We start from the raw sequence: 26,122 nt of genomic DNA, 5'->3' as shown, positions 1-26,122 counted from the left end.
TCACCATCCTCGAGCCCCGGACCGCGTCAACGGAGCGGTGATCCCGCTCCCGGCAAGGAGGCAGTCATGGGCCTACCCATCTCCCAGACCCTGGCGCCCGACGGCGAGCTCGTCGCAGCGCACCACTTCACGGCCGACGAGCTGCGCGCGTTCCACCGCGACCTCGTCCTCGCTCGCCGCATCGACACCGAGGCGTTCGCGCTGCAGCGGCACGGCGAGCTGGGCCTGTGGCCCCCGATGCTCGGCCAGGAGGCCGCCCAGATCGGCAGCGGCCGGGCACTGGCCGCGAACGACTTCGTCTTCCCGTCCTACCGCGAGCACGGCGTCGCCTGGTGCCGCGGCGTCGACCCCACGCTCCTGCTGGCGATCTTCCGCGGCACGAGCCTCGGCGGCTGGGACCCCGCCGAGCACGGGTTCGCGCTCCCGGCGATCATCATCGGCGCCCAGACGCTGCACGCCGTCGGCTACGGCATCGGCCTGACGCTCGAGGGCAAGGAGGACGCGGTCGTCACGTACTTCGGTGACGGTGCCACGAGCCAGGGCGACACCAACGAAGCCTTCGCCTGGGCCGCGTCCTACAACGCGCCCGTGGTGTTCTTCTGCCAGAACAACCAGTACGCGATCAGCGTGCCGCTCGAGCGCCAGACCCGGATCCCCATCGCCCAGCGCGCCGCCGGCTTCGGCTTCGAGGGCATCCGCGTCGACGGCAACGACGTGCTGGCCGTCCACCAGGTCACGAGCGAGGCCCTCGCGAAGGCGCGGTCGGGCGGCGGGCCGACCCTGATCGAGGCGATCACCTACCGGATGGGCGCGCACACGACCTCCGACGACCCGAGCCGGTACCGCGACCCACGCGAGGCCGACGAGTGGGCCGAGCGCGATCCGCTGCTGCGCCTGAGGGCGCTCCTCGAGCGCACCGACCCCGGCTTCGCCGAGTTCGACGCGCAGGTGCAGGCCGAGGCCGAGCAGCTCGGGCAGCGCCTGCGTGAGGCGTGCAAGGCGCTGCCCGACCCGGACCTCGCGGCGCTGTTCGAGCACGTGTACGCCGACCTGCCACCGGAGCTGGTGGCCCAGCGCGAGGAGGTGCGGTCATGGAGCTGAGCATCGGCAAGGCCCTCAACGCGGGCCTGCGCGCCGCCATGGAGAACGACCCGAAGGTGCTGCTGCTGGGTGAGGACATCGGCCGGCTCGGCGGTGTCTTCCGCGTCACCGACGGCCTGCAGAAGGACTTCGGCGACCAGCGCGTCATGGACACGCCCCTGGCCGAGTCCGCGATCCTCGGGGCGTCGGTGGGGTTGGCCTACCGCGGATTCCGTCCCGTCGTCGAGATCCAGTTCGACGGGTTCGTCTACCCCGCGTACGACCAGATCGTGAACCAGGTGGCCCGGGTGCGGTTCCGCAGCGAGGGCGCGGTCGCCATGCCGATCGTCATTCGCATCCCGTACGGCGGCGGCATCGGCGCGGTCGAGCACCACTCCGAGAGCCCGGAGGCGCAGTTCGTCATGACACCGGGTCTCACCGTGGTCTCGCCGTCGACTCCGCACGACGCGTACTGGATGATCCAGCAGGCGATCGCGTCGGACGACCCGGTCGTGTTCCTCGAGCCGAAGCAGCGGTACTGGGACATCAGCGAGGTCGGCGACGCGGCCGGCCTCGGCCTGCACGAGAGCCGCGTCGTCCGCTCCGGCGACGACGTCACCGTGGTGGGCTACGGGCCGGTCGTGAAGACGTGCCTGCAGGCCGCGGACGAGGCGGACGTCTCGGCGGAGGTCATCGACCTGCGCTCGCTGTCGCCGCTGGACCTCGACCCGGTCTTCGAGTCGGTCCGTCGCACGGGACGTGTCGTCGTGGTGCACGAGGCCGCCCGCACGCTGGGCCTCGGTGCCGAGCTCGCCACGCGGATCACGCAGGAGTGCTTCTACTCGCTGGAGGCACCGGTGCAGCGCGTCACGGGGTACGACCTGCCCTACCCGCCGTGCCGGGTCGAGCACGACCACCTGCCGAGCGTCGAGCGGATCCTCGACGCCGTGGCCGTCACGGGGGAGTTCTGATGAGCACGGACACGCCGAACGTCTTCGCGCTGCCCGACGTCGGCGAGGGGCTCACCGAGGCCGAGATCGTCTCGTGGCACGTCGCGGTGGGGGACGAGGTGGGCGTGAACGACCCGCTGGTCGACATCGAGACCGCCAAGTCGATCGTCGAGCTGCCGAGCCCGTTCGCCGGGCGCGTCGAGGCCCTGCTGGTCGAGGAGGGCCAGACCGTGAGGGTCGGCACGCCGATCGTGCAGATCGGCGGGGGCGCTCCGGCCGAGGCGAGCGAGGCGCCGACCACCGAGAAGCGCGAGGTCCTGGTCGGCTACGGGCCGAGTGTTAGCCGTCGGCGCACCCGCAACCGGCCCCGGAACGGCAGCCCCGCGCCGTCGGTGCGCGTGCTGGCCAAGCCGCCGGTGCGCAAGCTCGCCAAGGACCTCGGCATCGACCTCGCGAAGGTGCCCGCCCGCGGCGACGCCGTGACCCGGGCCGAGGTCGAGGAGTTCGCCCGCATGCTGTCCGGGGCCGGCACGACGGCCGCGCCCGTCACCGGCGTCCGGCGCGCCACGGCCGAGGCGATGATCGCGTCGGTCGCGGTGCCGCAGGCCACCGAGTGGGTCACGGTCGACGTGTCGGCGTCCGTCGAGCTCGTCGAGCGGCTCAGGGCCGACCGCCGGTTCGACGGGGTCAAGGTGACGACGACCCTGCTCACGGCCCGGGCGGTCTGCCTCGCCCTCGGCCGGACGCCCGACCTGCACGCACGCTGGAACGACTCGACCATCGAGCACCCCGCCTCCGTGGGGCTCGGCATCGCCGCCGCGACGGAGCGAGGCCTGGTCGTGCCGGTGGTCCGCGAGGCCGAACGGCTGTCGCTGGCCGACCTCGGCCACGCGATCGACGACCTCGTGGCCACGGCGCGTGCGGCGCGGATCCAACCCGACCAGATGTCCGGCGGCACGTTCACCCTCACGAACGTCGGCGTCTTCGGGGTCGACGGCGGCACGCCGATCCTGCCGCCGGGCCAGTCCGGGATCCTGGCGCTGGGGCGGGTCGCCCGCCGGCCGTGGGTCGTGGACGAGGAGGTCGTCCCGCGCTGGGTCACGACGCTGGCGGTCACCTTCGACCACCGCGTCGCCGACGGCGAGCAGGCCTCCCGCTTCCTCGCCGACGTCGCCACGATCCTCGAGCACCCGGCGATGGCCCTGGCCTTCTGAGGAAGCGCTGGGCGTGACGTTTGCGGGGTCGACACGCCGTTTCCGACCCCCGAAACGTCACGCTCAGCGCTGCAGTTGCACACTGGATCGGTGAGTGTCCAGGAGCAGCACCACCGGGGCGCCTACCTCGTCTGGGTGGTCGGCCTGGCCGCCTACCTGCTCGCGGTCTTCCACCGCTCCTCCCTCGCGGTCGCCGGCCTCGTGGCGTCGGAGCGCTTCGACATCAGCGCCGCCCAGCTCTCGACCTTCGTCATGCTGCAGCTGCTGGTCTACGCCGGCATGCAGATCCCCGTGGGGCTGGCCGTCGACCGCTTCGGCCCGCGCGCGGTGATGCTGGCCGGCGCCGCCGTGCTGACGCTGTCGCAGACGGCGTTCGCCTTCGCGGAGTCCTACCCCACGGCGCTCGCGGCTCGCTTCTTCGTCGGCATGGGCGACGCGATGACGTTCGTGTGCCTGCTGCGGCTGGTCAACGCGTGGTTCTCGGCGCGCAAGGTCCCCGAGATCACGCTGCTGACCGGCCCCATCGGGCAGTTCGGCGCCATCATCGCGGCCGTGCCGATGACCTGGGCGCTGAGCAACCTCGGCTGGACGAAGGCGTACCTGCTGGCGGCCTCGTTCGGCGTCGTCGTGACCCTCGCCGTGCTGGTGTGGGTGCGCGACGAGCCCCACGCGCGGTCGGTCCGCGGCCCCGCACTGTCGTGGACCAACATCCGTCGATCGCTCAGCGCCTCGTGGGAGCACCCCGGCACCCGGCTGGGCTTCTGGATGCACTTCGTCACGCAGTTCAGCTCGACCGTGCTGGGCCTGCTGTGGGGCTACCCGTTCTTCGTGCGGGGCGAGCACACCTCGGAGGCGTTCGCCGGCGTGCTGCTGACGATCATGGTGGTCGCGGTCATGTTCGCCGGGCCCGTCCTGGGCCGCCTCATCTCGAACCACCCGTGGCATCGCTCGACCCTGGTGCTGGCGATCGTGCTGAGCATCGTGCTGGTGTGGACGATCGTGCTGGCGTGGCCCGGCGACGCGCCGGGCTGGATGCTCGTGGTCCTGGTGATCGTGGTGGGTGTCGGTGGTCCGGCCTCGATGATCGGCTTCGACCTGGTGCGCACGTCCAACCCGATCGACCGGCTCTCGGCCGCCACCGGCATCGTCAACCAGGCGGGCTTCCTCGCCAGCCTCATCACCGTCATCGCCGTCGGCGTGATCCTCGACCAGACGGGTCAGAACTTCAAGGCCGCGATGAGCTTCCAGTACGTGCTGTGGGGCCTCGGCCTCGCGCAGGTGTGGCGCTACCGGGTGAAGACGCGCGCCCGCCTCGTGCGCGACGACCCCGAGCGCTGGGCCCGCCACGCCGGCATCGGCTGACCCCGCCCCGCGAGTGGCGCAAAAATGCCCGCCACTCGCCGAGTGGCGGGCCATTCTGCGCCACTCGGGACCCCGCTTTGCGCCACTCGGCGAGGGCACCGGCGGACGGACTCAGGAGACGTCGAAGACGACGCCCGTGGCGGTCTCGCTGGCCGACCACAGCTCGGCGGCCAGCTCCGGGTCGCTCGCAGCAGCCGTCATGCCGACGTACCGCGGGCGACCCCGGGTCTGCCGGAAGCCGTCGGGCCCGAGGTAATCGCCGCCGGTGAGCGCCGGGTCGGTGGCCGCGCGCAGCGAGGGCAGGGCGCCCATCCGCGCCGGCTGGCTGAAGGCACCCGAGAGGCTGTGCAGTGCGAAGCCGCCGGGCTTGGTCAGGTTCGTCGAGGTCAGGCCCGGGTGCGCGGCCACCGACACGACGCCGAGGCCCGCCGCCTTCACGCGACGGTCGAGTTCCTTCATGTACAGCAGGTTCGCGAGCTTGGACTCGGCGTACGACCGCCACTTCTTGTAGCGGCGCGGGTCGCCGTTCGGCTCGAGCGAGCGCAGGTCGATGCCCTTCGTCATCGAGTGCGCCAACGACGCCACCGTGACGATCCGGGTGGAGCCCTCGCGCAGCAGCGGCCACAGGGTGGCGTTCCAGGCGAAGTGTCCGAGGTGGTTCGTCGCGATCTGCAGCTCGAAGCCGTCCATCGTGCGCGTGAACGGCGGGATCATCACGCCGGCGTTGTTCACGACGATGTCGAACGGTCGCCCGTCATCCACCACGCCCTGCGCGGCGGCGATCGTTCCCGGCAGGTCGGACAGGTCGAGCGTGACCACCTCGACATCGCCGAGGTCCGCGACGGTGTCGGCGGCCTTGCGGTCGTCGCGCGCCGTGATGACGACCTCCGCGCCGTGCCGCAGCAGCTCGCGCGCCGTCTCGGTGCCGATGCCGCTGGTGGCGCCGGTGACCAGGGCGCGTCGCCCCGTCAGGTCGCCCATCGCGGTCGTGTCCCAACCCATGCTCACTCCGATCTCAGCGGGGCAGGACCGCGAACCACGGCACCGACCACCCGCCGAGTGTGAACCTACCCGCGGCGAACGCGTCCCGCGCGACACGGACCAGCCGACCGGCGCTGGGCTCGAAGAACTCGAGGCCGTCCGACCGCGTGCGGACGGCCAGGACGACGTGAGCGGGGCGCACCTCGTCGCCCACGTAGAGCGGCACCGTGTGGCCCGCCTCCACCGCTGCGAGGACGCGGTCGAACTCGGTGAGGAGGTCGTCCGGGTCGAGGGTGCGGGCGCTGTACCGAGCGCCCGGCACGCCCGAGCCGCCCTCGCCGGTCATCTGACGCGCGGCGCCCCACGGCGAGGTGCCCACGACCCGCAGCCACGGCCACTGCAGATCGCCGTCATGGTCGCGCAGGCTCGTCACGCGGCGGTGCGTCGCGAGCACCTCGGCCCGCCACCGGTCCTGGAGCGCGGCCTGGTCGGAGCGATCGGTGTGCGGGTCGTAGCCGGTCGTCAGCCAGATCGCGTAGGGCTGGTCGTTGAGCATCCGTGAGACGACGAGGGAGGCGGCACCGCACGACGTGTCGTCGGGCTGGCGGAAGTCGCGCGGGTGGGTCGTGGGGTCGAGGGCGCGTCGCTCGGCGTCCGACAGGCGGTTCATGTGGGCGGTGAGGCGGCCCATCGTCTCCGCCGGCAGTCCGGCCGCGGCGGTAGAGAGACCGCGCGCGGGGGCCGGTGCCGCGCGGTGCAGGCGCGAGACCCCGCGCCGCGCCAGGCGCACCAGCGCCGAGACGGGGACCGGGGGCCGACGCACGCGCATCAGGTCGTGACGGCCATCGCGCCCAGGACGCGCGCGGCCAGCTCCCGGTCTCCCTCGACCTCGACCGTCACCGCGTCGGGTCCCCGGCGGCCGGCGCCGAGCACCGTGAACGCCTCGGTGTCCATGCGCAGGGTCGCGCCGGCAGGCACGTGGGTCGGGCGGGCGCGTCCGTCGTCGCCGACCGCGATGGTCGCGTCGAGCGGGACCGGGCCCGTGACCACCCAGCGCACGACGCTGCCGATCGGGGCCTTCGCCCTCCGCCCCAGGATGTACGGCAGGGCGGCGGCGAACGTCGCCGTCGTGACGTGGGCGCCGGGGGAGTCGAGGCCTCCGGGGATGCCGACCGCGCGGCGGATGTCCTGCTCGTGGGTCCATGCGTCGATCGCGCGGTTGCGCAGCGCGACCTCCCACGGCCACTCGACCCCGGCGGGGGTGTTCACGGCGGGGGCCTGCGAGTCGGGCAGGTCGGCGAGCGTCTCGGCGCGCCGCTCGACGAGGTCGGCGAGGTCGCGGCGCAGCTGGTCGACCGGCACGTCGCGCAGGGCCGCCACGCCGGCATTGGTGTAGTCGCTGGGCACGGCCGCGCCGCCGACCGGGGCCGGCTCGCCCTCGACCATCACGCGCTCGAGGTGCACCAGGTGCGCCAGCACGTCCTTGGCCGTCCAGCCGGGCAGGTCGGTGGGGACGTCCCAGTCGTCGGGCTCGAGCTCCAGCACGGCGGCGATGGACTGCCGCCACGCGGTGATGTAGGGGGTCAGGTCAGTCATGGGCCAATGTCCTCCGGGTGCGAGCGGTCAGGGTGGCGCCGGCCAGGCCGAGTCCCGCGATGAATCCGGCCCAGGCGATCGCCTGGCCGGTGCCGACGCGGCTCGAGAGGTCCACCAGGGCGGTGCCGTAGCGAGCCGTGTCGGTCTGGTCGTCCTTCGGCTTGCAGACGACCTTCGTCTGGTCGGGCGCGTCCGGAAGGACGCCGATGAGGTGCCAGCGGCTGCCGTCGCTGTCCACCACGATGTCGACGGTCGCGGCGGGCACGCGGAGCCGCTTCTTGCCCGACCGGGCGACGCACGTGATGGCGCGCTCGGCCTGGGGCAGGTCGGTCAGCACGGCGAGGTCGTCGCCCGTGGCCTTGATCGGCTGACCGATCGGTACGACCTCGGCCGAGCGCAACGGGTCCCACGCCGACGCGGCGAACGCGGTCCCGGCGACCCACGCGAGCGCCGCGATCAGCGCCGCGACGAGGTACCAGCGTCGTCGGGTCAGTTCCACCCGGTCAGCCTAGAGGGGCGCGAGGGCGATCTCGCCGAGGCCGGTGCGAGCCCCTCGGTCGGTACGGTCCGCGGTCATGACGCACCACCTGTGAAGGACGGTCGGCGCCCGCTCTCTCTCCACTTTTGGAACTGGATCCACGTTCCACGAGCCGACCGACGTGGATCCAGTTCCAAAAGTGAAGTGAGGGTGGCGGGGCGGGCGCGGAGGCACCGCCCGAAACGCACGAGCGGCGCGCACCCATCGGGTGCGCGCCGCTCGTCTGACTCAGTGGCTCAGAAGGCCGCTTCGTCCAGCTCCATCACGTCGAGGTCGACGGCCTCGGCCATCGCGCGCTCGGAGGTCAGGCGGGGCAGGACGGTCTTGGCGAAGAAGGACGCCGCGGCGACCTTGCCCTCGTAGAACGACTTGTCGGCACCGGTGGCGCCGCCGTCGAGCTGGCCCTGCGCCACCTCGGCGCCGCGCAGCAGCAGCCAGCCCACGACCAGGTCGCCGAGCACGTACACGAGCCGCGTCGTGTTGAGCGCGACCTTGTAGACGTTGCGCGCGTCGCCGTTCTCGTCGGCCGGGTTGGAAGCCATGAGGTCGGTGAACATCGCCGTGATGATGGCGGTCGTGTCGTCGAGCGCCGTGGCGAGCAGGTCGCGCTCGACCTTGAGGCGGCCGTTGCCCGCCTCGTTGTCGATGAACGACTTGATCTGCTCGGACAGCCAGCCCAGGGCGCGGCCCTGGTCCTTGACGATCTTGCGGAAGAACAGGTCCTGGCCCTGGATCGCCGTGGTGCCCTCGTAGAGGGTGTCGATCTTGGCGTCGCGGACGTACTGCTCGAGCGGGTACTCCTGCAGGAAGCCCGAGCCGCCGAACGTCTGCAGCGACTCCGTGCCCAGCAGGACCCACGAGCGCTCCGAGCCGTAGCCCTTGACCAGCGGCAGCAGCAGGTCGTTGATGGACGCCGCCAGGCTGCCGTCCTCGCCCGAGGCCTGCTTGACCATGACCTCGTCCTGGAACGTGGCCGCGTAGATCATCAGCGAGCGCAGGCCCTCGGCGTACGCCTTCTGCGTGAGCAGCGAGCGACGCACGTCGGGGTGGTGCGTGATCGTGACGCGCGGGGCGGTCTTGGCCGGGTTGGTCATGTCGGCGCCCTGCACGCGCTCCTTGGCGTACTCGAGGGCGTTGAGGTAGCCGGTCGACAGCGTCGCGATGGCCTTGGCACCCACCATCATGCGGGCGTTCTCGATGACGCGGAACATCTGGTTGATGCCGTCATGCACCTCGCCGAGCAGCCAGCCGGTGGCGGGGCCGCCGAGCTGCGGGTCGCCGAAGGTGACCTCGCACGTGGCCGAGGCCTTGATGCCCATCTTCTTCTCGACGTTGGTGACGTAGGCGCCGTTGCGCTCGCCGGTCAGTTCACCGGTCTCGACGTCGAAGTGGTGCTCGGGGACCAGGAACAGCGACAGGCCCTTGGTGCCCGGACCGCCGACGCCCTCGATGCCCACGGGGCGCGCGAGCACGAGGTGCATCGTGTTCTCGCCCAGGTCGCTCACGGCCGAGGTGATGAAGCGCTTGACGCCCTCGATGCGCCACGTGCCGTCCTCGTTCTGGAAGGCCTTGGTGCGGCCGGCGCCGACGTCCGAGCCCGCGTCGGGCTCGGTCAGCACCATGGTGGTCAGCCAGTGGCGGTCGATCATGATCTGCGCGATCTTCTTGTCGCGCTCGGTGCCGTTCTCCCACACGATGCGGCTGAAGCCCGGGCCCGCGCCGTACATCCAGATGGCGGGGTTGGCGCCCAGCACGAACTCGCCCATGGCCCACATCAGGGAGGAGGGGGCCGTCTGGCCGCCGAGCTCGGTCGGCAGCTGCAGGCGCCACCACTCGGCGTCGATCCACTTCTGGTAGCTCTCCTTGAACGCGGGGTTCTGCGTCAGGGTGTGCGTGGCGGGATCGAAGACCGGCGGGTTGCGGTCGGCGTCGACGAAGGACGCGGCGAGGTCCTCGCGCGAGAGGCGCTCGACCTCGGAGAGGATGCTCTTCGCCGTGTCCAGGTCAACCTCGTCGAAGGGGCCCGTGCCCAGGATCGACTGCCGGTCGAACAGCTCGAAGAGGTTGAACTCGACGTCGCGCAGATTGCTCTTGTAGTGGCTCATGGGCCGTGGACCTCCGGAAGGATGAAGCTGCCAGTGTTACTGGCGGGTTCTACTGGCCAGTAACTAGAATGGTACTCCAGCGGCGCGCCACGGCGAAAGGCGATTCCGGAAATGAAAAACGACCCGTCTCCTCAGGGGGAGAGCGGGTCGGTTTCGCGGGTGGGTCAGGCGCGACGCGTGGGAATGCGCGTGAGGCCGTCCGTGGCGACCAGGTAGGCCGTGTGGATGGTGCCGGCGGTGACGGCGAGGAGGCCGGAGAGGGCGAGGAAGGTCATGAGGGGGTCCTTTCGTTCCCTCCCATGGTCCCGCGTTCAACTGTCAAGCACAATCCACACAAACTATGGTCAACGTGTAGTTTTGCTACATGGATGCGAGACGTCTCGGAATGCTGCGGGAACTGGCGGAGCGGGGCACGATCGGGGCCGTCGCCGACGAGATGAACGTCACACCCTCGGCGGTCTCTCAACAGCTCAAACTGCTCGAGGCCGAGGCGGGAGTGCCCCTGCTCGAGCCCGCGGGGCGTGGCGTGAAGCTGACCGGCGCGGGACGGGCCCTGGCCGAGACGGCCACGGAGGTCGCGGTCGCCCTGGAGCGGGCCGAGGCGAAGTGGCGTGAGTACCTCGGCGGGCCGGCCGGCGACGTCACGCTGACCGCGTTCCCGACCGGCGGCGAGATGCTGCTCCCTGGCCTGCTCACCCGCGTGGCCGCGGAGCCGGCGGTCAACCTGATCTGCACCGACCGCGACCCCACGCAGCGCTTCGACGTGCTCGACATGGTCGCGCACTTCGACGTCGTCGTGGCCGATTCGCCCGCGGCCACCGAGGAGTGGCACGACCGCGGCCTGCAGCTGGTGCCCCTGCTGCGGGAGCCTCTCGACGTGGCCCTTCCCGAGAACCACCGTCTCGCGGCCAAGCAGAGCCTCTCGCCGAAGGACGTCATCGGCGAGACCTGGATCGGCGCCCCGCACGACTTCCCGTACGACCGGGTGCTGCAGCACCTCGTCACCGTGACCGGCGAGTCGGTGCGGATCGCCCAGCGCTTCGACGACAACGGGGTGGTCGAGGCCATCGTGGCGGCCGGTCACGGCATCGCGATCCTGCCGCGCTTCACGACCCGCACCCGCGGCAACGGCCTCGTCACGCGCCCACTGGTCGGCATCCGCGCGAAGCGCGACATCACCGCGGTGCTCCGTCCCGACCGGTTCGAGCGGCCCAGCGTGCGCTTCGTCGTCGAGGCGCTGCGCGAGGAGGCCCGCGCGGTGGAGGTCCGGCAGGCCTCCCTGTGACCCGGCACTGACCTCCGGTCAGCGAGATGTGTAGCGGTATCCACCGTCAGGAGCCAGATTCGGACCATTTCGGGTGGACCGCGCTCCACATCTCGCGCGCGGGACGGGCGGCGGGGTCAGCGCAGCGCGTCGACCAGCAGCCACGCCGCGACCGCGGTGATGGCGACGAGGTAGAGCCGGTCGAACCGGCGCTCGGGCATCCGATCGAGGATGCGGCTGCCCACCCAGGTCCCGGCGATGACCCCGACGATCCCGGTCGCCGCGGCAGGTGCCTGCGAGGCAGGAAGCAGGCCGACGACGCCGAACAGCACGAGCTTGGCCAGGTGCCCCGTGACCTGCGAGGCGGCGAAGGTGCCGACGAACCCGAGTCGGTCGCGCGTGCCCGCGCGGAAGAACGGCGCGATCAGCGGGCCGGTCGCGCCGACGACGGGGTTCAGCGCGCCCACCACCGCGCCGAGCCCGATCCAGCCCCCGCTGCTGGGTGCGGGGAGCGGCCGCGAGTTCCACTCGGGGAGCCAGGTGGCCGCGAGCACGGCGACCGCGATGAGCGCCTGCAGCGCGGCCTCGGGCGCCTGCCGTGCCAGCGGCAGGGTCAGCGCGCCCGCCGGGAGCAGCAAGAGTGACGTGCGCCAGACGATCGACCAGTCGACGTCGCGACGCCGCACGATGGTCCGGGTGCCGTTGGACACCACCTGGATGGCCGCGTGCAGCGGGATCGCGACGAGCGGATCGACGAAGGCGACCAGCACCGCCAGCAGGACGATGCCGCCGCCGAAGCCGAGCACGGCCGTGAGGGCCGAGGTGGCGAAGGCGCAGACCCCGACCAGCAGCGCCGTCTCGATCCCCACGGGGTGGTCAGGCTCCCGGGTCGACCGTCTGGTCGGCGACGGTGGCGTGCTCGTCGCGCTGGAGCGCCCGCATCACGTGGTAGATCACGATTGCGGCGACGGAGCCCAGCGTGATGCCGGCGATCGACACGTCGCCGTTGGTGAGGGTCAGGTTGCCGATGCCGATGATCAGGGCGGCGGCCGCCGTGTAGGTGTTCACGGGGTTCGCGAAGTCGACCTTGTTGTCCATCCAGATCCGCACACCGATCAGGCCGATGAGCCCGTAGAGGGCGACGGTGACGCCACCGATCACACCCGGCGGGATGGTGCCGAGCAGCGCACCGAACTTGGGGGAGAGGCTCAGCAGGACGGCCGCCACACCTGCCACCACGTAGGCAGCCGTCGAGAAGACGCGGGTGGCCGTCATGACGCCGATGTTCTCGCCGTAGGTCGTGGTGGCCGAGCCGCCGAGGCCGCCCGCGAGCGTCGTGGCCAGGCCGTCGGCGATCAGGGCGCGCCCCGACTCGTCGTTGATGGAGGGCCGGTCGGTGAGGTGGGCGACGCTGCGCACGTGGCCGACGTTCTCGGCGACGAGAGCCAGGACGATCGGCAGGAACATCGGGAGCACGGACCAGTCCACCGTGGGCGTGTGGAAGTCCGGCAGGCCGAACCACGCCGCCTTCTCGACCTTGGCGAAGTCCAGCTGGCCGGTGATCGCCGCCGCGAGGTAGCCGATGACCATGCCGAACAGGATCGAGAGCCGAGCCAGGAAGCCGCGCAGCACCACGGCCGACAGGCACACGACCGCGAGCGTCAACAGGCCGAGCCACGGGCCCGCGGCGAAGTTCTTCGTCGCTGCGCCGGCCAGTGCGAAGCCGATCAGGGCGACGATCGCCCCGGTGACGACCGGCGGCATCAGGACGTCGAGCCACGCCGAGCCGGTGGCCTGCACGATGAAGCCGAAGACGGCCAGGGCGATGCCGGTGCACATGATGCCGAACAGAGCCGCTCCCATGTCGCCGTCTGCCACGAGGGCCTGGACCGGCGCGATGAAGGCGAACGAGGAGCCGAGGTAGCTGGGCAGGCGGCCGCGCGTGAGCGCAAGGAACAGCAGGGTGCCGACACCTGAGAAGAACAACGTGGTGGTCGGCGGCATCTTGGTGATGATCGGGACGAGGAACGTCGCGCCGAACATCGCGACGACGTGCTGCGCCCCGAAGCCGAGGGTGCGGGGCCACGAGAGACGTTCCTCGGGCAGGACGATCGCGTCGGGCTTCACGTTCTGGCCGTCACCGTGCAGGGTCCACATGGACACTGACTTTCTCACGGGCTCCCGACAGCCCGTGCGTCGGTCAGCGTGAGGCGAACTTCGCGGCGAACGCCGCGAACTCCTCGCTGCTGAGCGACTCGGCCTGCGCCCACGACTCGAAGTTGAGTGACTCGTGCAGATCGGACCGGCCCGCGACGCCGACCGACTTCTTGATGTCGGACATCAGCTTGGGATTGCGCTTGGCCCAGGTCCGGGCGAGGACGGCCGCGCGGGCCTTCGGGTCCTTGTCGATCTCCTGGGCGATGCCGAGGCGCAGGCCCGTGTCCGCGTCGATGATGTCGCCGTTGAACAGGGCGGCAGCGGTGTTGGCCGACCCGATCCGCTGGGTGAGCATCCACGTGCACCCGCCGCCGGGGTGCAGGCCGATGCGGCTGAACGTCGGGCCGAAGCCGGCGTGCGGTCCGGCGATGATCACGTCGCACGCCAGGGCGATGTTGAGGCCGGCGCCGACGGCGGCGCCCTGGACGGCCGCGACGGTGGGGATCGTGAGGTTCCGGATGCCGAGGAACGACGCGTAGACGTTCATCAGGTGCTCGCGCAGGACGTCGGCGGGACGGCTCGTGTCACCGAAGAGACTCTCGAGGTTGGCGCCGGAGCAGAACGCCTTGCCGGCGCCGGTCACCACGAGGGCGCGGGCGTCGTCGTCGGCGGCGACCTGCTCGACCGCGGCGCGCAGCTCCTGCAGCAGCGGCCAGTCGAGCGCGTTCAGCCGGTCGGGCGCGTTCAGGGTGATCGTGCGGACGGAGTCTTCGTGCGTGAGCTCGACGAGTGACATGCATCTCACCCTACGATCAACGCATGACTGAACGGACCATGCCCGTGGTGCCCGGCGTCGACCATCGCTGGATCGACGTCGACGGCGTGAGCCTGCACGTCGCCGAGGCGGGGGCCGCGCACCGATCGACCGATCGTCCGTCCCTGGTGTTGCTGCACGGATGGCCACAGCACTGGTTCTGCTGGCGCAAGGTGATGCCGGCCCTGGCCGAGACCCACCACGTCGTCGCGCTCGACCTGCGCGGCGCGGGCTGGAGCGACGTGCCCGAGGGCACGAGCGCCTACGACAAGCGGGTCATGGCCGACGAGATCGCCCGGGCGATCGAGCTGCTCGAGCTCGACCGACCGGTGCTGCTCGGGCACGACTGGGGCGCGTGGATCTCGCTGCTGGTCGCGAGCCGCCACCCCGGCTCGACCCGAGGTGTCGTGGCGACGGCGATCGTCGCGCCGTGGGCCGACATGCCGTGGCACCAGCTGTGGCGGTTCGCCTACCAGCCGATCGCCGGCGGCCCGGCCGGGGCGTTCCTGCACCGGCACGCGAAGCAGGTGCTGCTCAAGACCATCTTCAAGCTCGGCGCCTCGCGGAAGTTCCGCTGGCAGCGCTCGGAGCGCGAGGAGTACCTCGCCCGCTACCGCGACCCGGCACGTGCTCGCGCGGGCCAGTCGATGTACCGCGCGTTCATGCTCAAGGAGATGCCGCAGATCGGGCGGGGGTACGCGCGCCGGGTCGACGAGATCCCGCTGCTCTTCCTCCCCGGCACCGGCGACGTCGTCCTGGCCCCGAGCCTCGTGCGTCGCGCCGAGGGCCCGCCGAACGTCACCGTCACCGAGATCTCGGGCAGCGGCCACTGGGTGCCGGAGGAGAAGCCGGCCGAGCTCGTCGGTCACGTCCGCGACTTCCTGCGCCAGTTCTGACGCCGGCCGGGGGTACTTGTACGATCGGTGCAGCACGCCGGTGTAGCTCAATGGCAGAGCGCTTGCTTCCCAAGCAAGATACGCGGGTTCGATTCCCGTCACCGGCTCCATCCATCCAACCAACCACCAGGGCTCAGGTCGTCTTGACGATGTAGACGTCACACGGCGCGTGGTGGGCCACGTCGGTGGCCACGCTGCCGAGCACCCGGCTGATCCCCTGGACGCGCCGGTTGCCGACCACGATCAGGTCGGCGCCGATCTCCTTCGCCACGTGCACGAGGGCGTCGGCGGGCTTACCCGGTGCGGGGCTCGCCTCCACGGTTCCCTGGTAGGACAGGCTCTCGGCGACCTGGCGGGCGATGGCTTCGGCGCGCTCGCCGGGGCTCAGCGGGTTCATGCCCGGCGGGAGGTCGCTGGCTGCGGTGGCCTTCTCGTCGACCGCGGTCACGATGTGCAGGGCGGCGCCGGTGGCCGAGGCGAGTCCGGCGGCGACCTCAGCCGCGCGGGACGCGGTGGCACTGCCGTCGACTCCGACAAGGATGGTCTTGTACACGTGGTCTCTCCTCACGATTGCCGTCCCTGCACCTTCGCACACCACGGGGCCAGCCGCCGCCGGTGCGTTAGGTTCTCCTTGTGCTGCTTTCGGACCGCGACATCCTCGCCGAGATCGACGCCGGACGGGTCGCGCTCGACCCCTATGAGCCCTCGATGATCCAGCCGTCGAGCATCGACGTGCGCCTCGACAAGTTCTTCCGCGTCTTCGACAACCACAAGTACCCCCACATCGACCCGGCACAGGACCAGTCCGACCTGACCCGCGAGGTCGAGGTGAGCGGCGACGACGCGTTCATCCTGCACCCGGGCGAGTTCGTGCTCGGCTCCACGTACGAGTACGTGTCGCTGCCCGACGACGTGGCCGCCCGCCTCGAGGGCAAGTCCTCGCTCGGCCGTCTCGGCCTGATGACGCACTCGACCGCCGGCTTCATCGACCCCGGCTTCCAGGGCCACATCACGCTCGAGCTGGCCAACGTCGCCACGCTCCCGATCAAGCTCTACCCGGGCATGAAGATCGGCCAGCTGTGCTTCTTCCGGCTGACGTCGGCGGCGGAGAACCCCTACGGCTCGGCGAAGTACGGCTCCCGTTATCAGGGCCAGCGCGGTCCGACGGCCTCGCGGTCCCACGCGAACTTCCACCGGAGTGTGATCGACTGAGGGCATGACCGCGCCCGACATCCGACTCGTCGTGGCCGACCTCGACGGCACTCTCCTCGACGAGCACAAGCAGCTGCCGGCCGGGACCCTCGGGCTGATCCGCGACCTGCACGCGGCGGGCGTCGCGTTCGCCCCCGCCAGCGGTCGCCAGTGGGCCACCCTCGCCTCGATGTTCGAGCCCGTCGCCGACGACCTGGTGATCATCGCCGAGAACGGCGCCTACGTCACCGACCGCGGCACCGAGGTGGCCGTGCACCCGTTCGAGGGACCCTGGGTCTCGCGGACCGTCGCCCGGATCCAAGGGTTGAGCGACGAGGGCGTTGACCTCGGCATCGTCGTGTGCGGCGTGAGGTCGGCGTGGATCACCCGCACCGACCGCGCGTTCCTCGACCAGGTCGAGCCGTACTACCGGCGCCTCGAGGTGACCGACGACCTCACGGCGATCGACGACACGATCATCAAGATCGCCGTGCACGACTTCGGCGACCTCGAGGCGGTCACGGCGCCGTTCCTGCGTGAGCACTGCCAGCCGAACCCGGTGCCCGTCTCCGGGGCCCACTGGGTCGACGTGATGGCCGAGGGCGTCGACAAGGGCCTGGCCGTCCGGGAGCTGCAGAAGGCCATGGGCATCGACTCCACCCAGACGATGGCCTTCGGCGACTACCTCAACGACTACGAGATGCTCCAGGCAGCCGACTGGTCGTTCGCCATGGGCAACGCCCACCCCGACATCATCGACGTCGCCAACCACCTCGCCCCGCCGAACCACGAGAACGGCGTCATCACCACCGTGCGGTCGGTCCTCGGGCTCTGACCCCCACGCATGACTCACGTCACATCGGCCGATAGCGTGCGGCCGTGGCGAAGAAGACCCGGACCTGGCTGAGGCGCACCCTGCTCGTCCTTCTCGTGCTCGTCCTGATCGGAGCGGTCGGGTTCTTCACCCTCGGTCCGGCCATCATCGAGAACAGCATGAACCGGGTGGCCGACACCGACCTGCCCGAGCCCGACCGGGAGACGCTCGCGCTGCACGACTCCCTGTTCATCGCGGACCTGCACTCGGACACGCTGATGTGGAACCGCGACCTGCTCGACCGGTCGGACCGGGGGCACATGGACCTGCCCCGGCTCCAGGACGGCAACGTCGGCCTGCAGGTGTTCTCCTCGGTGTCCAAGACGCCCAGGAACCAGAACTACGACTCCAATCCCGCGGACACCGACAACATCACCGCGTTGGCGATCCTGCAGCTGCAGCCGCCGCGCACGTGGAACTCGCTGCTGCAGCGGTCGCTCTACCACGCCGAGAAGCTGCAGGACGCGGTCGCCGAGTCCGAGGGCGAGCTGCGCCTCATCCGCTCGCGTGGCGACCTCGATCGCCTCGTGGCCGACCGTGAGGCCGGCAAGGACGTGACGGGAGCCCTGTTCTCCCTCGAGGGCCTGCAGAGCCTCGAGGGAGACCCCGGCAACCTCGGACGACTCTTCGGCGCGGGTGCGCGCATGGCGGGCTTCACCCACTTCTTCGACAACGAGGTCTCCGGGTCGATGCACGGCGAGGACAAGAGCGGGCTGACCGACCTCGGCCGCGAGGTGTTCACCGACATGGAGCGCCGCGGGATGGTCGTCGACATCGCCCACGCGAGCCACCCGGCGATCGCCGAGATGCTCGAGCTCGCCACGAAGCCGGTGGTCGCCAGCCACGGCGGCGTCCAGGCGACGTGCGACGTCAACCGCAACCTCACCGATGACGAGATCCGCGGCGTCGCCGCGACCGGCGGAGTCGTCGGCATCGGCTACTGGGACGCGGCGGTCTGTGAGCTGACCCCTGCTGCGGTCGTCGATGCGATCGAGCACGTCATCGAGGTCGGCGGCATCGAGACCGCAGGTCTGGGCAGCGACTACGACGGAGCCACCGAGGTGGCCTGGGACACCAGCGACATCGCGGTCGTCACCCAGGAGCTGCGCGACCGCGGCCATGCGGACGAGGACATCGCCGCGATCATGGGCGGCAACACGCTGCGCGTCCTGCGTGCTGCCCTGCCCGCGGGCAGCGATCGCTAGAGTCGCGGCGTGAACGTCCAGCCGTCTCCAGAGGTCGCCGCCGCCCTGTCCGAGGGCCGCCCCGTCGTCGCCCTCGAGTCCACGATCATCAGCCACGGGCTGCCGCGTCCGGACAACCTCGCCGCGGCGCAGGAGTTCGAGGAGATCCTGCGGTCACAGGGCGTCACGCCGGCCACGATCGCGGTGCTCGACGGCGAGCTGAAGGCCGGTCTCACCGCCGACGAGCTCGCCCGCATCGCCAACGAGGACGTGCCCAAGCTGACGGTGCGCGACCTGCCCGTCGTCCTGGCCATGGCCGGCAGCGGCGCCACCACCGTCGCGGCGACGTCGTGGATCGCCGACCGCGCCGGCATCCGCGTCTTCGCCACCGGCGGCCTCGGTGGCGTCCACCGCGGCGCGTCCGAGACCTTCGACGAGTCCGCCGACCTCACCGTCCTGGCGCAGGTGCCGATCACGGTGGTCTCGGCCGGCGTGAAGTCGATCCTCGACATCCCCGCCACGCTCGAGCGGCTCGAGTCCCTCGGCGTCGTCGTGCTGGGCTTCCGCACGAAGGACTTCCCGAGCTTCTGGCTCACGTCCTCCGGGCACGAGCTGGACTGGCGGGCCGAGGACGCGTTCGCCGTCGCCGCGGTCATGCGCAGTCGCGACGACCTCGGCCTCACGTCGGGCATCGTGGTGGCGAACCCCCTGCCCGAGGAGCAGCAGCTCGACCCCGTCGTCCACGACGAGGCCCTCGAGCGGGCGCTCGCCGAGGCCGACGCACAGGGACTGTCGGGCAAGGAAGTCACCCCCTTCCTGCTGAAGCGCATCGTCGAGCTCACCGGGGGAGCGAGCCTGTCGGTGAACCTCGACATCGCGCGCAACAACATCGCGGTCGCGGCCCGCATCGCCCGGGCCGCGGCGGAGCTGGCGTGATCCTCGTCGTCGGAGACGTGGTGGACGACATCGGCGTCCTGCCCCTGGAGCCGGTCGCTCCGCGCAGCGACACCCGCGCCCAGATCCGGATGACGCCCGGTGGCTCGGCGGCGAACACCGCCGCGTGGCTCGGGTTCCTCGGCTCGGACACGCGGTTCTTCGGCAAGGTGGGCAACGACGGGATCGAACGCCACGGCGGCGCTCTGCGCGAGCACCAGGTGGATCCCCGACTCGTCGCCGACCCGCTGCTGCCCACGGCCACCATCGTGCTCACGCTCGACGACGACGCCGACCGCACGATGTACGTCGACCGCGCCGCCAACGGCACGCTCACGCTCGACGACGTCACCGACGACCTGTGGCAGGACGTCGACTGGCTGCACCTGACCGGCTACACGTTCTTCGACCCGCAGACCCGCGACGTCGCGGTCGAGCTGGTCGCCGAGGCCAAGCAGCGCGGCGTCGGCGTCAGCGTCGACCCCAGCACCACCGCGTTCCTGCGCGAGGTCACGCCCGAGGCCTTCGTCGACTGGACCAGCGGCGTCGACCTCGTCGTGCCCAACCTCGACGAGGCACGCCTGCTGGTCGGCGCGACGGGCCCGTTCGTCGACTTCGACGTGCTCACCCGGATGTACCCGCACGTCGTGGTCACCCTCGGCTCGATGGGTGCCGCCTACGTGGCCGGCAGCGTCCGCGAGCAGGTCGCGGCCCCGCGGGTGCAGGTGGTCGACACGACCGGCGCCGGCGATGCGTTCACCGCGGGCTTCCTGGCGACGTGGGTCGCACAGCGCGACCCGCACCAGGCGCTCCAGGGCGGCATCGGTGCCGCCAGCCGCTGCGTGCAGCAGCGTGGCGCCCGTCCCTGAGACGGCTCCCGGAACGACGACTGGCCGGCACCTCGCGGTGCCGGCCAGTCGTTTCACGTCAGGCTCACGCCTTGGTGTCGTCGTCCTCCACGTCGTCGGCGGACGCGCCCGCGTTCGCAGCGTCGGTGGCCGAGCCGGTGAGCTGGTCACCCGAGGGGTTCGCATCGCTCAGCGGCGCCGCGTCCTCGGAGACCGGATCGGGAGCCGGGGCGTCCTCGACGGGGGTGATGGCAGCCATCTCCTCCTGCTCGGACGTGGGCTCGGCGTGCTTCTCGGCCGGAAGCTCAGGCTCCGAGTCGTCGTACACGACCGACTCCGCGTCGGGGTTGGTCGTGTCACCGGTCTCCGGGTGCGGCTCGGGCTTCGGCTCGTCCTCGGCCGCGGTGTGCGGCTTCGGCTCGTCCTCGATCGAGTCCAGCAGCGAGGGCTGCTCGGGCTCGGCCGCGGGCGCGGCGTCGGCCGCCGGCTCGGGCTCGGGGGCGGGCTCCGCCGCCGGCTCCGACTCGGCCTCCGGCGCCTCCTCGACGACCGGCTCGGGTGCCGGCTCCGTCTCGGGCTCGTCGGTGGACCCCTCGGTCGAGGCCGCCTCGGCCTTCACGGTGTCGGCATCGGGCTGACCCAGGCCGGGCTGCTTCTCCGCCTGCGCCGGACCGTCCTCGGTCTCGGAGTCGAACTCCGGCTTCGAGACGGCGTCGTCCAGGGCCTCGGGCTCGGGATCGGACTGGGCGGGCTCGTCCTCGGGCTCGGTGGCGACCGCGACGGGCTTGGTGCCCTCGTGGTCGGCGCCGGTCTCGGGGGTCGCCTCGCCCTTCTCGAAGATGCCGCCGGCGGTGCCCTTGTCGTCGACCGCGATGTTGTGCTTGGCGGCCATCTCGGCGTCCTCCGCGCGGCTGTCGACCTCGGGGTTGTCGAGATCGTCGCCGGCGTCGGTGGGCGCCTCGGCGTCCTCATGGGCGTCGGCGGCGGCGCCGACGTCCTCGGTGTCGGTCAGAGTGCCCGGATCGGCCTTCGCCTCCGGACCCGGCTCGGCGTCCTCGGGCTCGTCACCCGCGGCGTGCGAGTCGGCGGCCGCGGCGGCGAGCGCCTCGGCTTCGGCGACCACGTCCTCCTCGGAGCGCTTGACGGCCTGCAGCAGCAGCTGCGCGACGTCGAGCACCTCCACGTTCAGCAGCGACTCGTCGTCGGCCTGCTTGGCGGTGAGTCCGTCGGCCAGCATGACGCGGCAGAAGGGGCAGCCCACGGCGATCTTCTCGGCGCCCGTGCCGATGGCCTCTTCGGTGCGGTTGATGTTGATGCGCGAGCCGATCTTCTCCTCCATCCACATGCGGGCGCCACCGGCGCCGCAGCAGAACGAGGTCTCCTTGCTGCGATCCATCTCGACGTAGTCCGCACCCGTGGCGCCGATCAGCTCGCGCGGCGGCGAGTAGACCTGGTTGTGGCGGCCCAGGAAGCAGGGGTCGTGGTACGTGACCTTGGCGGCGGGCGCGACGGGTGCGACCGGCTTCAGCTTCTTCTCGCGCACGAGGCGGTTGAGCAGCTGCGTGTGGTGCACGACCTCGAGCTCGACGCCCAGCTCCTTGTACTCGTTCTTGAGCGTGTTGAAGCAGTGGGCGCAGGTGGAGACGACCTTCTTGACCTTGGTCTCCTCGAAGACCGCGGCGTTCTCCATGGCGAGCTGCTTGAAGACGATCTCGTTGCCGGCGCGGCGGGCGGAGTCGCCCGAGCAGGTCTCGCCGTCACCGAGCACCGCGAACGTGACGCCCGCGATGTTCAGCAGCTCGGCGACGGCCTGCGTGGTCTTCTTGGCGCGGTCCTCGAAGGCACCGGCGCAGCCGACCCAGAACAGCCACTCGACCTCGTCGAGGGACTCGACGTCGACGCCGACCTGCTTGACCTCGAAGTCGAGGTCCTCGGCCCACTTCATGCGGTCGCGCGGGTTCATGCCCCAAGGGTTCCCCTTGCGCTCCAGGCCCTTGAAGATGTTGTTGAGCTCGGTCGGGAAGTTCGACTCGACGAGCACCTGGTAGCGGCGCATGTTGTCGATGTGGTCGACGTGCTCGATGTCGACGGGGCACTGCTGGACGCACGCGCCGCAGTTGGTGCACGACCACAGGACGTCGGGGTCGATGACGCCGAAGAGGTCCTCGGAGCCGATCAGCGGTCGCTCGAGCTCGCGCTGCTGCTCCTCGGTGAGCGTCTCGGGATCGGCGCCCAGCAGCGGGACCTTGGCGTACGCGTGCTCGCGCAGGCCCATCATCAGCAGCTTGGGCGACAGCGGCTTCTCGGTGTTCCAGGCGGGGCACTGGCTCTGGCAGCGACCGCACTCGGTGCACGTCGAGAAGTCCAGGATGCTCTTCCAGGAGAAGTCCTCGACCTTGCCGACGCCGAGCTTCTCGAACTCCTCCTCCTCCATGTCCTCCATGGTCTCGAGGTCGAGCGGCTTGCCACCGACGTAGAGGGGGACGAGGGCGCCCAGGGCGGTGCCGCCGTCGGCCTCGCGCTTGAAGTAGATGTTGAACCAGGCCAGGAAGCGGTGCCAGGCGACGCCCATCGTGAGGTTCTTGCCGATCACCATCAGCCAGACGGTGGCCGAGACGACCTTGACGACGGCGATGACCGCGATCGCGGCCTCGAGGCCGGCGACCGACAGGCCGGACCAGAGCGTCTCACCGATCCAGCTGGTGGTCGGGAAGTGGAAGGCGCTCGCGTGGCTGTCGCCCTCGACCTTCATCAGCTGGTACTCGGCGCCGCGGATGAGGAGGCCGGCGAGGCACTCCAGGAGAACCATGGCCTCGACGAAGTAGGCCTGGCCGAAGCGCGAGCCGAAGAAGCGGCTCTTGCGGCCCTGGCTGCGCGGGTGGTTGCGCTGGCGGATGACGATGAGCGCGATGATGCCGAGCAGGCCGAGCCACGAGATGGCCTCGCTGACCCACTCGAACAGGAAGAAGTGGCCGATCAGCGGCAGCACGAGGTGCGGGTCCCAGACCTGCAGGTACGCGGTGGCGACCGCCGAGCTGAGGATGATGAAGCTGAAGAACACGGCCCAGTGCAGGATGCCGATCCACGCCCACTGGAGCATGCGGGTGTGACCCAGGGTCTCGACCAGCATGTTCTTGGTGCGGCTGGCGGGCTGGTCGGTGCGACCGTAGGCGGGCGTTCCGGCCCGGATCACCCCGAGCATCCGCTTGATGCCGGGTGCCAGGTAGTACACCGCCAACGCCGTGGAGACGAGGGTGATCACCCCAGCGATGATGTTGATCGGTTCCATGCCGATTCCCTTCGCGCTTCAAGCAGTTTGAGATGACCCTAATCTGCGGTCACGACGCTCGCTCAGTTAGGCCAGCCAAAGACTTCGGGGTGATGTTACCTACGAGTAGCCACCGGCACGAGTCCGACTGCGACGAGGGGGAAGATCGCCGCCGCCGCGAAGGCCCAGCCGTACCCCGCGTGCTGGATCAGCGCGCCGACGACCGGCGGCACGGCGGCGGCGGTGAGGTACTGGCCCGTGTTCTGCAGGCCGAACGCCCGGCCCGACCAGCGGGGCCCGGCGATCTCCGCGACGGCCGTGAACGCCAGCCCGTTGTCGGCCACCGTGACGGCGGTGGCGACGACCATCACGGCGATGGCCACCGGGGTCTCGTCGAGCAGGGCGAGCGCCAGCATCACGGCGGTCGCACCCATCGCGACCTGGCGCATGGGGCCGAGGCGGTCGCCCACGCGGTCCGACCACCAGCCGACGCCGATGCGCCCTGCCGCGCCCAGCCCCTGCGCGGCGGCGTACAGCGCACCGGCGGCGCCGGCGCTCCAGCCGTGACGCTCGATGAGCCACAGCAGCATGAAGCTCCAGACCACGTACTGGGGGATGACCAGCAGGGCCGAGGCCGCGTGGATGCGGACGAGCCGTGTGTCGCCCCGGTACGGGTTGCCGAACGCCTCCGCGTGCCCGGCCGGGCCGCGTGGAGGGTCGACGACCGTCAGGCCGACGAAGGCGGTGGCCGCGGCCGCGAGACCGACGCACAGGGCCACCACGGACGCGACGTCCCGGGTGTCCACCCATGCCGGGACGACGAGGGCGGCCAGGCCCACGCCGAGCGGCAGCCCGGTCTGGCGGATGCCCATCGCCAGTCCGCGCCGGTGGGCCGGGAACCAGCCGACGACGAGGCGGCCGCTGGCCGAGTTGGAGCTCCCTGCCGCGACGCCGCACACCGCGAACCCGGAGGCCAGCAGGAGCGTGTCGTCGCCGCGCGCGCCGGCCAGCGCGAGGGCGCTGCCCAGCACGAGCAGCAGGAGCCCGGCCGTCAGGGAGATGCGCTCGCCGACGTGGTCGACGATCGCGCCCCAGGCCACCAGGGTCAGCAGCGTGCCGACGGCCGGTGCGGCGGCGAGGCTGCCACTGGCGAGCAGCGACAGCCCCTGGTCGAGGTGGAGGTAGGGGATCAGCAGCAGCGGGGTCGAGACGATCGCCGTGGCCGTGACCTGGGCGACCATCCCGGCTGCGAGCATGAGCCACGGGCTGGGCTCACGCGTCGCCGCGCGGCGGGTCACCCCAGGGCGCCGAGGTGTGCCATCGCCTGTTGCAGCAGGACGCCGCGACCGCCCTCGAGCTCGTTGAGGATGCCGGGCATGAGCGCCTCCTCGGGCGTGAGCCAGCTCAGCTCCAGCGCGTCCTGACGCGGATCGCACTCGCCGGTGACCGCCACGACGTAGGCGAGGGCCACCGCGTGCTGGCGCGCGTCGTGCAGCGGCGTGATGCCGGGCATCGGGAAGTACTCGGCCACGGTGAACGGCACGATGTGCGCCGGCAGCTGGGGGAACGCCGTGGGCCCGAGATCCTTCTCGAGGTTGCGCATCAGGGCGGTGCGGATCGGCTCGCCGTGCAGCACGCGGCCCGACACGAACGATCGCGCCAGGGTGCCGGTGGTGGCGGAGCCGCGCAGCAGCAGGCCGACCTGCTCCACCTGCCCCAGGCTGTCGAGCCGGACGGGGACCGCCTCGACGTAGAGGATCGGGACGCGGGAGCGGGTCTCCTCGAGCTGGAACTCCGAGAGCCAGCCGGGATTCGGGTCAGGGGTGCGCACGGAGGGCATGGGCCCATTGTGGTCGATGGACGGACAACGGCAGGTCAAGCAGACCCGGCCAACCTATTGTCACTGACAGTTACAGCACCTATGGTGAGGTGGATCACACGCCGTAGCTCGGCCCTCGTGTCTGTCGCGAGGGCCTCCGATGAGGGGAATCATCCGTGACCTTGCTCCATCCGTCCCGCCGCGTCACCGCTGGTGCCGCCGCCTTCGCCGTGGCACTCGCCGGCGCGGTCGGCGTGGGCGTCTTCAGCCCCGCCAGCGCCGAGACATCGCTCGACAAGAGCTTCGACTACATGTGTGTCGTCAAGGCAGGCAGCCTCAACCTCGGCAATCGCCCCGTCGGCGTCCGCGCCCAGACCACGGTGCCCGAGAGCGTCACGCCCGGCGACAAGATCCCCCCGACCCCGGTCACGATCACGCTCTCCATGCCCGAGGTCCTGCGCTCCTCCACGGTGGACATCATCGGCGGCGTCGCGGCCAGCGGCGGCTCGACCGACTCCGTGGTCACGTTGACCACCGGTGGTCAGACCACCAACGTGGCGATCCCCAGCCTCTCCTCGCCGCGCCGGGACATCCCGCTCGAGGCGGGCGCGCCGTGGCTCATCCCGGCGAACGGCATCGTCCCCGAGATCACCACGCCGGCCTACGCCGTCGACAAGGTCGACATCGGTCTGCCGACCGCGTTCAACGTCGTCGCGACGATCTACACGGCGCAGCCCGCTCCCGATGACCAGGTCCCCGCCACCCTCGCCTGCAAGGTGGTCGAGGGCTCGAACCTGACCCTGGGCTCGATCGGCGTCACGCCGGAGGTCGTGCCGACCTCGGCGCCGACGACGGAGCCCACCACGGCACCGACGACCGAGCCGACGACGGAGCCCACCACGGAGCCCACCACGGAGCCCACGGTCGAGCCGACGACGGAGCCCACCACGGAGCCCACGGTCGAGCCCACCACGGAGCCCACGGTCGAGCCGACCACGGAGCCCACCACGGAGCCCACGGTCGAGCCGACCACGGAGCCCACGGTCGA

At 71.1% G+C, this 26,122-nt stretch carries 24 protein-coding genes, 1 tRNA gene and 1 pseudogene; 13 read left to right on the top strand and 13 right to left on the bottom strand.

Annotated elements, in window-relative coordinates; genetic code table 11:
• The first annotated feature begins 66 nt into the window (after nt 1–66).
• The 4 genes from pdhA (at nt 67) to AFL01nite_RS12990 (ending at nt 4,606) form a co-directional block, all read left to right on the top strand.
• The gene (pdhA, locus tag AFL01nite_RS13005) at nt 67–1,101 is read left to right on the top strand and encodes a pyruvate dehydrogenase (acetyl-transferring) E1 component subunit alpha (protein WP_146828123.1); all 1,035 of its coding nucleotides are present in this window, start codon (nt 67–69) and stop codon (nt 1,099–1,101) included.
• Entirely contained in the window at nt 1,092–2,051 is a 960-nt protein-coding gene (locus tag AFL01nite_RS13000) for an alpha-ketoacid dehydrogenase subunit beta (protein ID WP_146828122.1), read from the top strand. The genes pdhA and AFL01nite_RS13000 overlap by 10 nt, the downstream gene beginning before the upstream one ends.
• The gene (locus tag AFL01nite_RS12995; RefSeq protein ID WP_146828121.1) at nt 2,051–3,244 is read left to right on the top strand and encodes a dihydrolipoamide acetyltransferase family protein; all 1,194 of its coding nucleotides are present in this window, start codon (nt 2,051–2,053) and stop codon (nt 3,242–3,244) included. Before AFL01nite_RS13000 ends, AFL01nite_RS12995 begins: the two co-directional genes overlap by 1 nt.
• 90 nt (nt 3,245–3,334) lie before the next feature.
• Complete coding sequence (locus tag AFL01nite_RS12990; RefSeq protein ID WP_146828120.1) at nt 3,335–4,606, top strand: MFS transporter; 1,272 nt, start codon at nt 3,335–3,337, stop codon at nt 4,604–4,606.
• Nucleotides 4,607–4,717: 111 nt separating this feature from the next.
• Here the strand turns inward: AFL01nite_RS12990 and AFL01nite_RS12985 are convergent, their stop codons facing one another.
• The 5 genes from AFL01nite_RS12985 to AFL01nite_RS12965 all read right to left on the bottom strand — a co-directional run bounded on the left by AFL01nite_RS12985 (nt 4,718) and on the right by AFL01nite_RS12965 (nt 9,826).
• Nucleotides 4,718–5,608: an oxidoreductase gene (locus AFL01nite_RS12985; RefSeq protein WP_146828119.1), complete on the bottom strand. Its 891-nt coding sequence runs from the start codon at nt 5,606–5,608 to the stop codon at nt 4,718–4,720.
• A gap of 13 nt (nt 5,609–5,621) precedes the next feature.
• Nucleotides 5,622–6,410 carry a hypothetical protein gene (locus tag AFL01nite_RS12980; protein ID WP_146828118.1) on the bottom strand — a complete coding sequence of 263 codons (789 nt, stop codon included), beginning with the start codon at nt 6,408–6,410 and terminating at the stop codon, nt 5,622–5,624.
• A gap of 5 nt (nt 6,411–6,415) precedes the next feature.
• Nucleotides 6,416–7,183 carry a maleylpyruvate isomerase family mycothiol-dependent enzyme gene (locus AFL01nite_RS12975; protein ID WP_146828117.1) on the bottom strand — a complete coding sequence of 256 codons (768 nt, stop codon included), beginning with the start codon at nt 7,181–7,183 and terminating at the stop codon, nt 6,416–6,418.
• A complete protein-coding gene (locus tag AFL01nite_RS12970; protein WP_146828116.1) occupies nt 7,176–7,682 on the bottom strand; it encodes a hypothetical protein in 507 nt (168 codons plus the stop codon). The genes AFL01nite_RS12975 and AFL01nite_RS12970 overlap by 8 nt, the downstream gene beginning before the upstream one ends.
• Before the next feature lie 275 nt (nt 7,683–7,957).
• On the bottom strand, nt 7,958–9,826 hold the full coding sequence (locus tag AFL01nite_RS12965; protein ID WP_146828115.1) for an acyl-CoA dehydrogenase: 1,869 nt from the start codon (nt 9,824–9,826) through the stop codon (nt 7,958–7,960).
• A gap of 385 nt (nt 9,827–10,211) precedes the next feature.
• Here AFL01nite_RS12965 and AFL01nite_RS12960 point away from each other — a divergent pair, with 385 nt between their 5' ends.
• Nucleotides 10,212–11,111 (top strand): LysR family transcriptional regulator, encoded by a 900-nt coding sequence (locus AFL01nite_RS12960; protein WP_246119714.1) that lies wholly within the window; start codon nt 10,212–10,214, stop codon nt 11,109–11,111.
• Between the two features lie 116 nt (nt 11,112–11,227).
• Here the strand turns inward: AFL01nite_RS12960 and AFL01nite_RS12955 are convergent, their stop codons facing one another.
• Genes AFL01nite_RS12955 through AFL01nite_RS12945 form a run of 3 tightly spaced genes read right to left on the bottom strand, consistent with a single transcriptional unit; the run spans nt 11,228 to nt 14,043 of the window.
• Nucleotides 11,228–11,959: a sulfite exporter TauE/SafE family protein gene (locus tag AFL01nite_RS12955; RefSeq protein WP_146828113.1), complete on the bottom strand. Its 732-nt coding sequence runs from the start codon at nt 11,957–11,959 to the stop codon at nt 11,228–11,230.
• A 7-nt stretch (nt 11,960–11,966) separates the two neighbouring features.
• The gene (locus tag AFL01nite_RS12950) at nt 11,967–13,247 is read right to left on the bottom strand and encodes a uracil-xanthine permease family protein (protein ID WP_146828112.1); all 1,281 of its coding nucleotides are present in this window, start codon (nt 13,245–13,247) and stop codon (nt 11,967–11,969) included.
• Between the two features lie 43 nt (nt 13,248–13,290).
• Nucleotides 13,291–14,043, bottom strand: coding sequence for an enoyl-CoA hydratase (locus tag AFL01nite_RS12945; RefSeq protein WP_146828111.1), 753 nt, complete (start codon nt 14,041–14,043; stop codon nt 13,291–13,293).
• Nucleotides 14,044–14,066: 23 nt separating this feature from the next.
• Between AFL01nite_RS12945 and AFL01nite_RS12940 the strand changes: the two genes are divergently transcribed.
• Both AFL01nite_RS12940 and AFL01nite_RS12935 read left to right on the top strand, forming a co-directional pair.
• A complete protein-coding gene (locus tag AFL01nite_RS12940) occupies nt 14,067–14,957 on the top strand; it encodes an alpha/beta fold hydrolase (protein ID WP_146828110.1) in 891 nt (296 codons plus the stop codon).
• A 36-nt stretch (nt 14,958–14,993) separates the two neighbouring features.
• Nucleotides 14,994–15,067 (top strand) — tRNA-Gly (locus AFL01nite_RS12935).
• 23 nt (nt 15,068–15,090) lie between these two features.
• On the opposite strand, the gene AFL01nite_RS12930 is transcribed toward AFL01nite_RS12935, so the two are convergent.
• Complete coding sequence (locus AFL01nite_RS12930; protein WP_146828109.1) at nt 15,091–15,510, bottom strand: universal stress protein; 420 nt, start codon at nt 15,508–15,510, stop codon at nt 15,091–15,093.
• Nucleotides 15,511–15,590: 80 nt separating this feature from the next.
• Between AFL01nite_RS12930 and dcd the strand changes: the two genes are divergently transcribed.
• From dcd to AFL01nite_RS12905, 5 genes are read left to right on the top strand one after another with little or no spacing between them, the layout of a single operon-like run.
• A complete protein-coding gene (gene dcd, locus AFL01nite_RS12925; protein ID WP_146828108.1) occupies nt 15,591–16,169 on the top strand; it encodes a dCTP deaminase in 579 nt (192 codons plus the stop codon).
• 4 nt (nt 16,170–16,173) lie between these two features.
• Nucleotides 16,174–16,983, top strand: a complete 810-nt coding sequence (locus tag AFL01nite_RS12920; RefSeq protein WP_146828107.1) for an HAD family hydrolase — start codon at nt 16,174–16,176, stop codon at nt 16,981–16,983.
• Between the two features lie 44 nt (nt 16,984–17,027).
• Entirely contained in the window at nt 17,028–18,227 is a 1,200-nt protein-coding gene (locus tag AFL01nite_RS12915; protein ID WP_222593527.1) for a dipeptidase, read from the top strand.
• A 9-nt stretch (nt 18,228–18,236) separates the two neighbouring features.
• Complete coding sequence (locus AFL01nite_RS12910; RefSeq protein WP_146828106.1) at nt 18,237–19,142, top strand: pseudouridine-5'-phosphate glycosidase; 906 nt, start codon at nt 18,237–18,239, stop codon at nt 19,140–19,142.
• Nucleotides 19,139–20,008 carry a carbohydrate kinase family protein gene (locus AFL01nite_RS12905; protein WP_146828105.1) on the top strand — a complete coding sequence of 290 codons (870 nt, stop codon included), beginning with the start codon at nt 19,139–19,141 and terminating at the stop codon, nt 20,006–20,008. The genes AFL01nite_RS12910 and AFL01nite_RS12905 overlap by 4 nt, the downstream gene beginning before the upstream one ends.
• Nucleotides 20,009–20,072: 64 nt before the next feature.
• Here AFL01nite_RS12905 and AFL01nite_RS12900 read toward each other — a convergent pair whose 3' ends face one another.
• The 3 genes from AFL01nite_RS12900 to AFL01nite_RS12890 all read right to left on the bottom strand — a co-directional run bounded on the left by AFL01nite_RS12900 (nt 20,073) and on the right by AFL01nite_RS12890 (nt 25,095).
• On the bottom strand, nt 20,073–23,276 hold the full coding sequence (locus AFL01nite_RS12900) for a heterodisulfide reductase-related iron-sulfur binding cluster (protein ID WP_146828104.1): 3,204 nt from the start codon (nt 23,274–23,276) through the stop codon (nt 20,073–20,075).
• A 95-nt stretch (nt 23,277–23,371) separates the two neighbouring features.
• Nucleotides 23,372–24,553 (bottom strand): MFS transporter, encoded by a 1,182-nt coding sequence (locus AFL01nite_RS12895; protein WP_222593526.1) that lies wholly within the window; start codon nt 24,551–24,553, stop codon nt 23,372–23,374.
• Nucleotides 24,550–25,095, bottom strand: a complete 546-nt coding sequence (locus tag AFL01nite_RS12890; RefSeq protein ID WP_146828103.1) for a DUF4916 domain-containing protein — start codon at nt 25,093–25,095, stop codon at nt 24,550–24,552. Before AFL01nite_RS12890 ends, AFL01nite_RS12895 begins: the two co-directional genes overlap by 4 nt.
• 290 nt (nt 25,096–25,385) lie before the next feature.
• Between AFL01nite_RS12890 and AFL01nite_RS15805 the strand changes: the two are divergent.
• Nucleotides 25,386–25,820, top strand: a pseudogene (locus AFL01nite_RS15805) (DUF6801 domain-containing protein); the annotation flags it as partial.
• Here AFL01nite_RS15805 and AFL01nite_RS15800 read toward each other — a convergent pair.
• Nucleotides 25,796–26,071: a glycine zipper domain-containing protein gene (locus AFL01nite_RS15800; protein ID WP_371862836.1), complete on the bottom strand. Its 276-nt coding sequence runs from the start codon at nt 26,069–26,071 to the stop codon at nt 25,796–25,798. The pseudogene AFL01nite_RS15805 and the gene AFL01nite_RS15800 sit on opposite strands and share 25 nt — an antisense overlap.
• Nucleotides 26,072–26,122: the final 51 nt, after the last annotated feature.

Origin of the sequence: Aeromicrobium flavum (assembly GCF_007992115.1) — a bacterium.
GTDB classification, from domain to species: domain Bacteria; phylum Actinomycetota; class Actinomycetes; order Propionibacteriales; family Nocardioidaceae; genus Aeromicrobium; species Aeromicrobium flavum.
The sequence above is the reverse complement of the archived record's forward strand: the minus strand, read 5'-3'. Positions and strand labels throughout refer to the sequence as shown.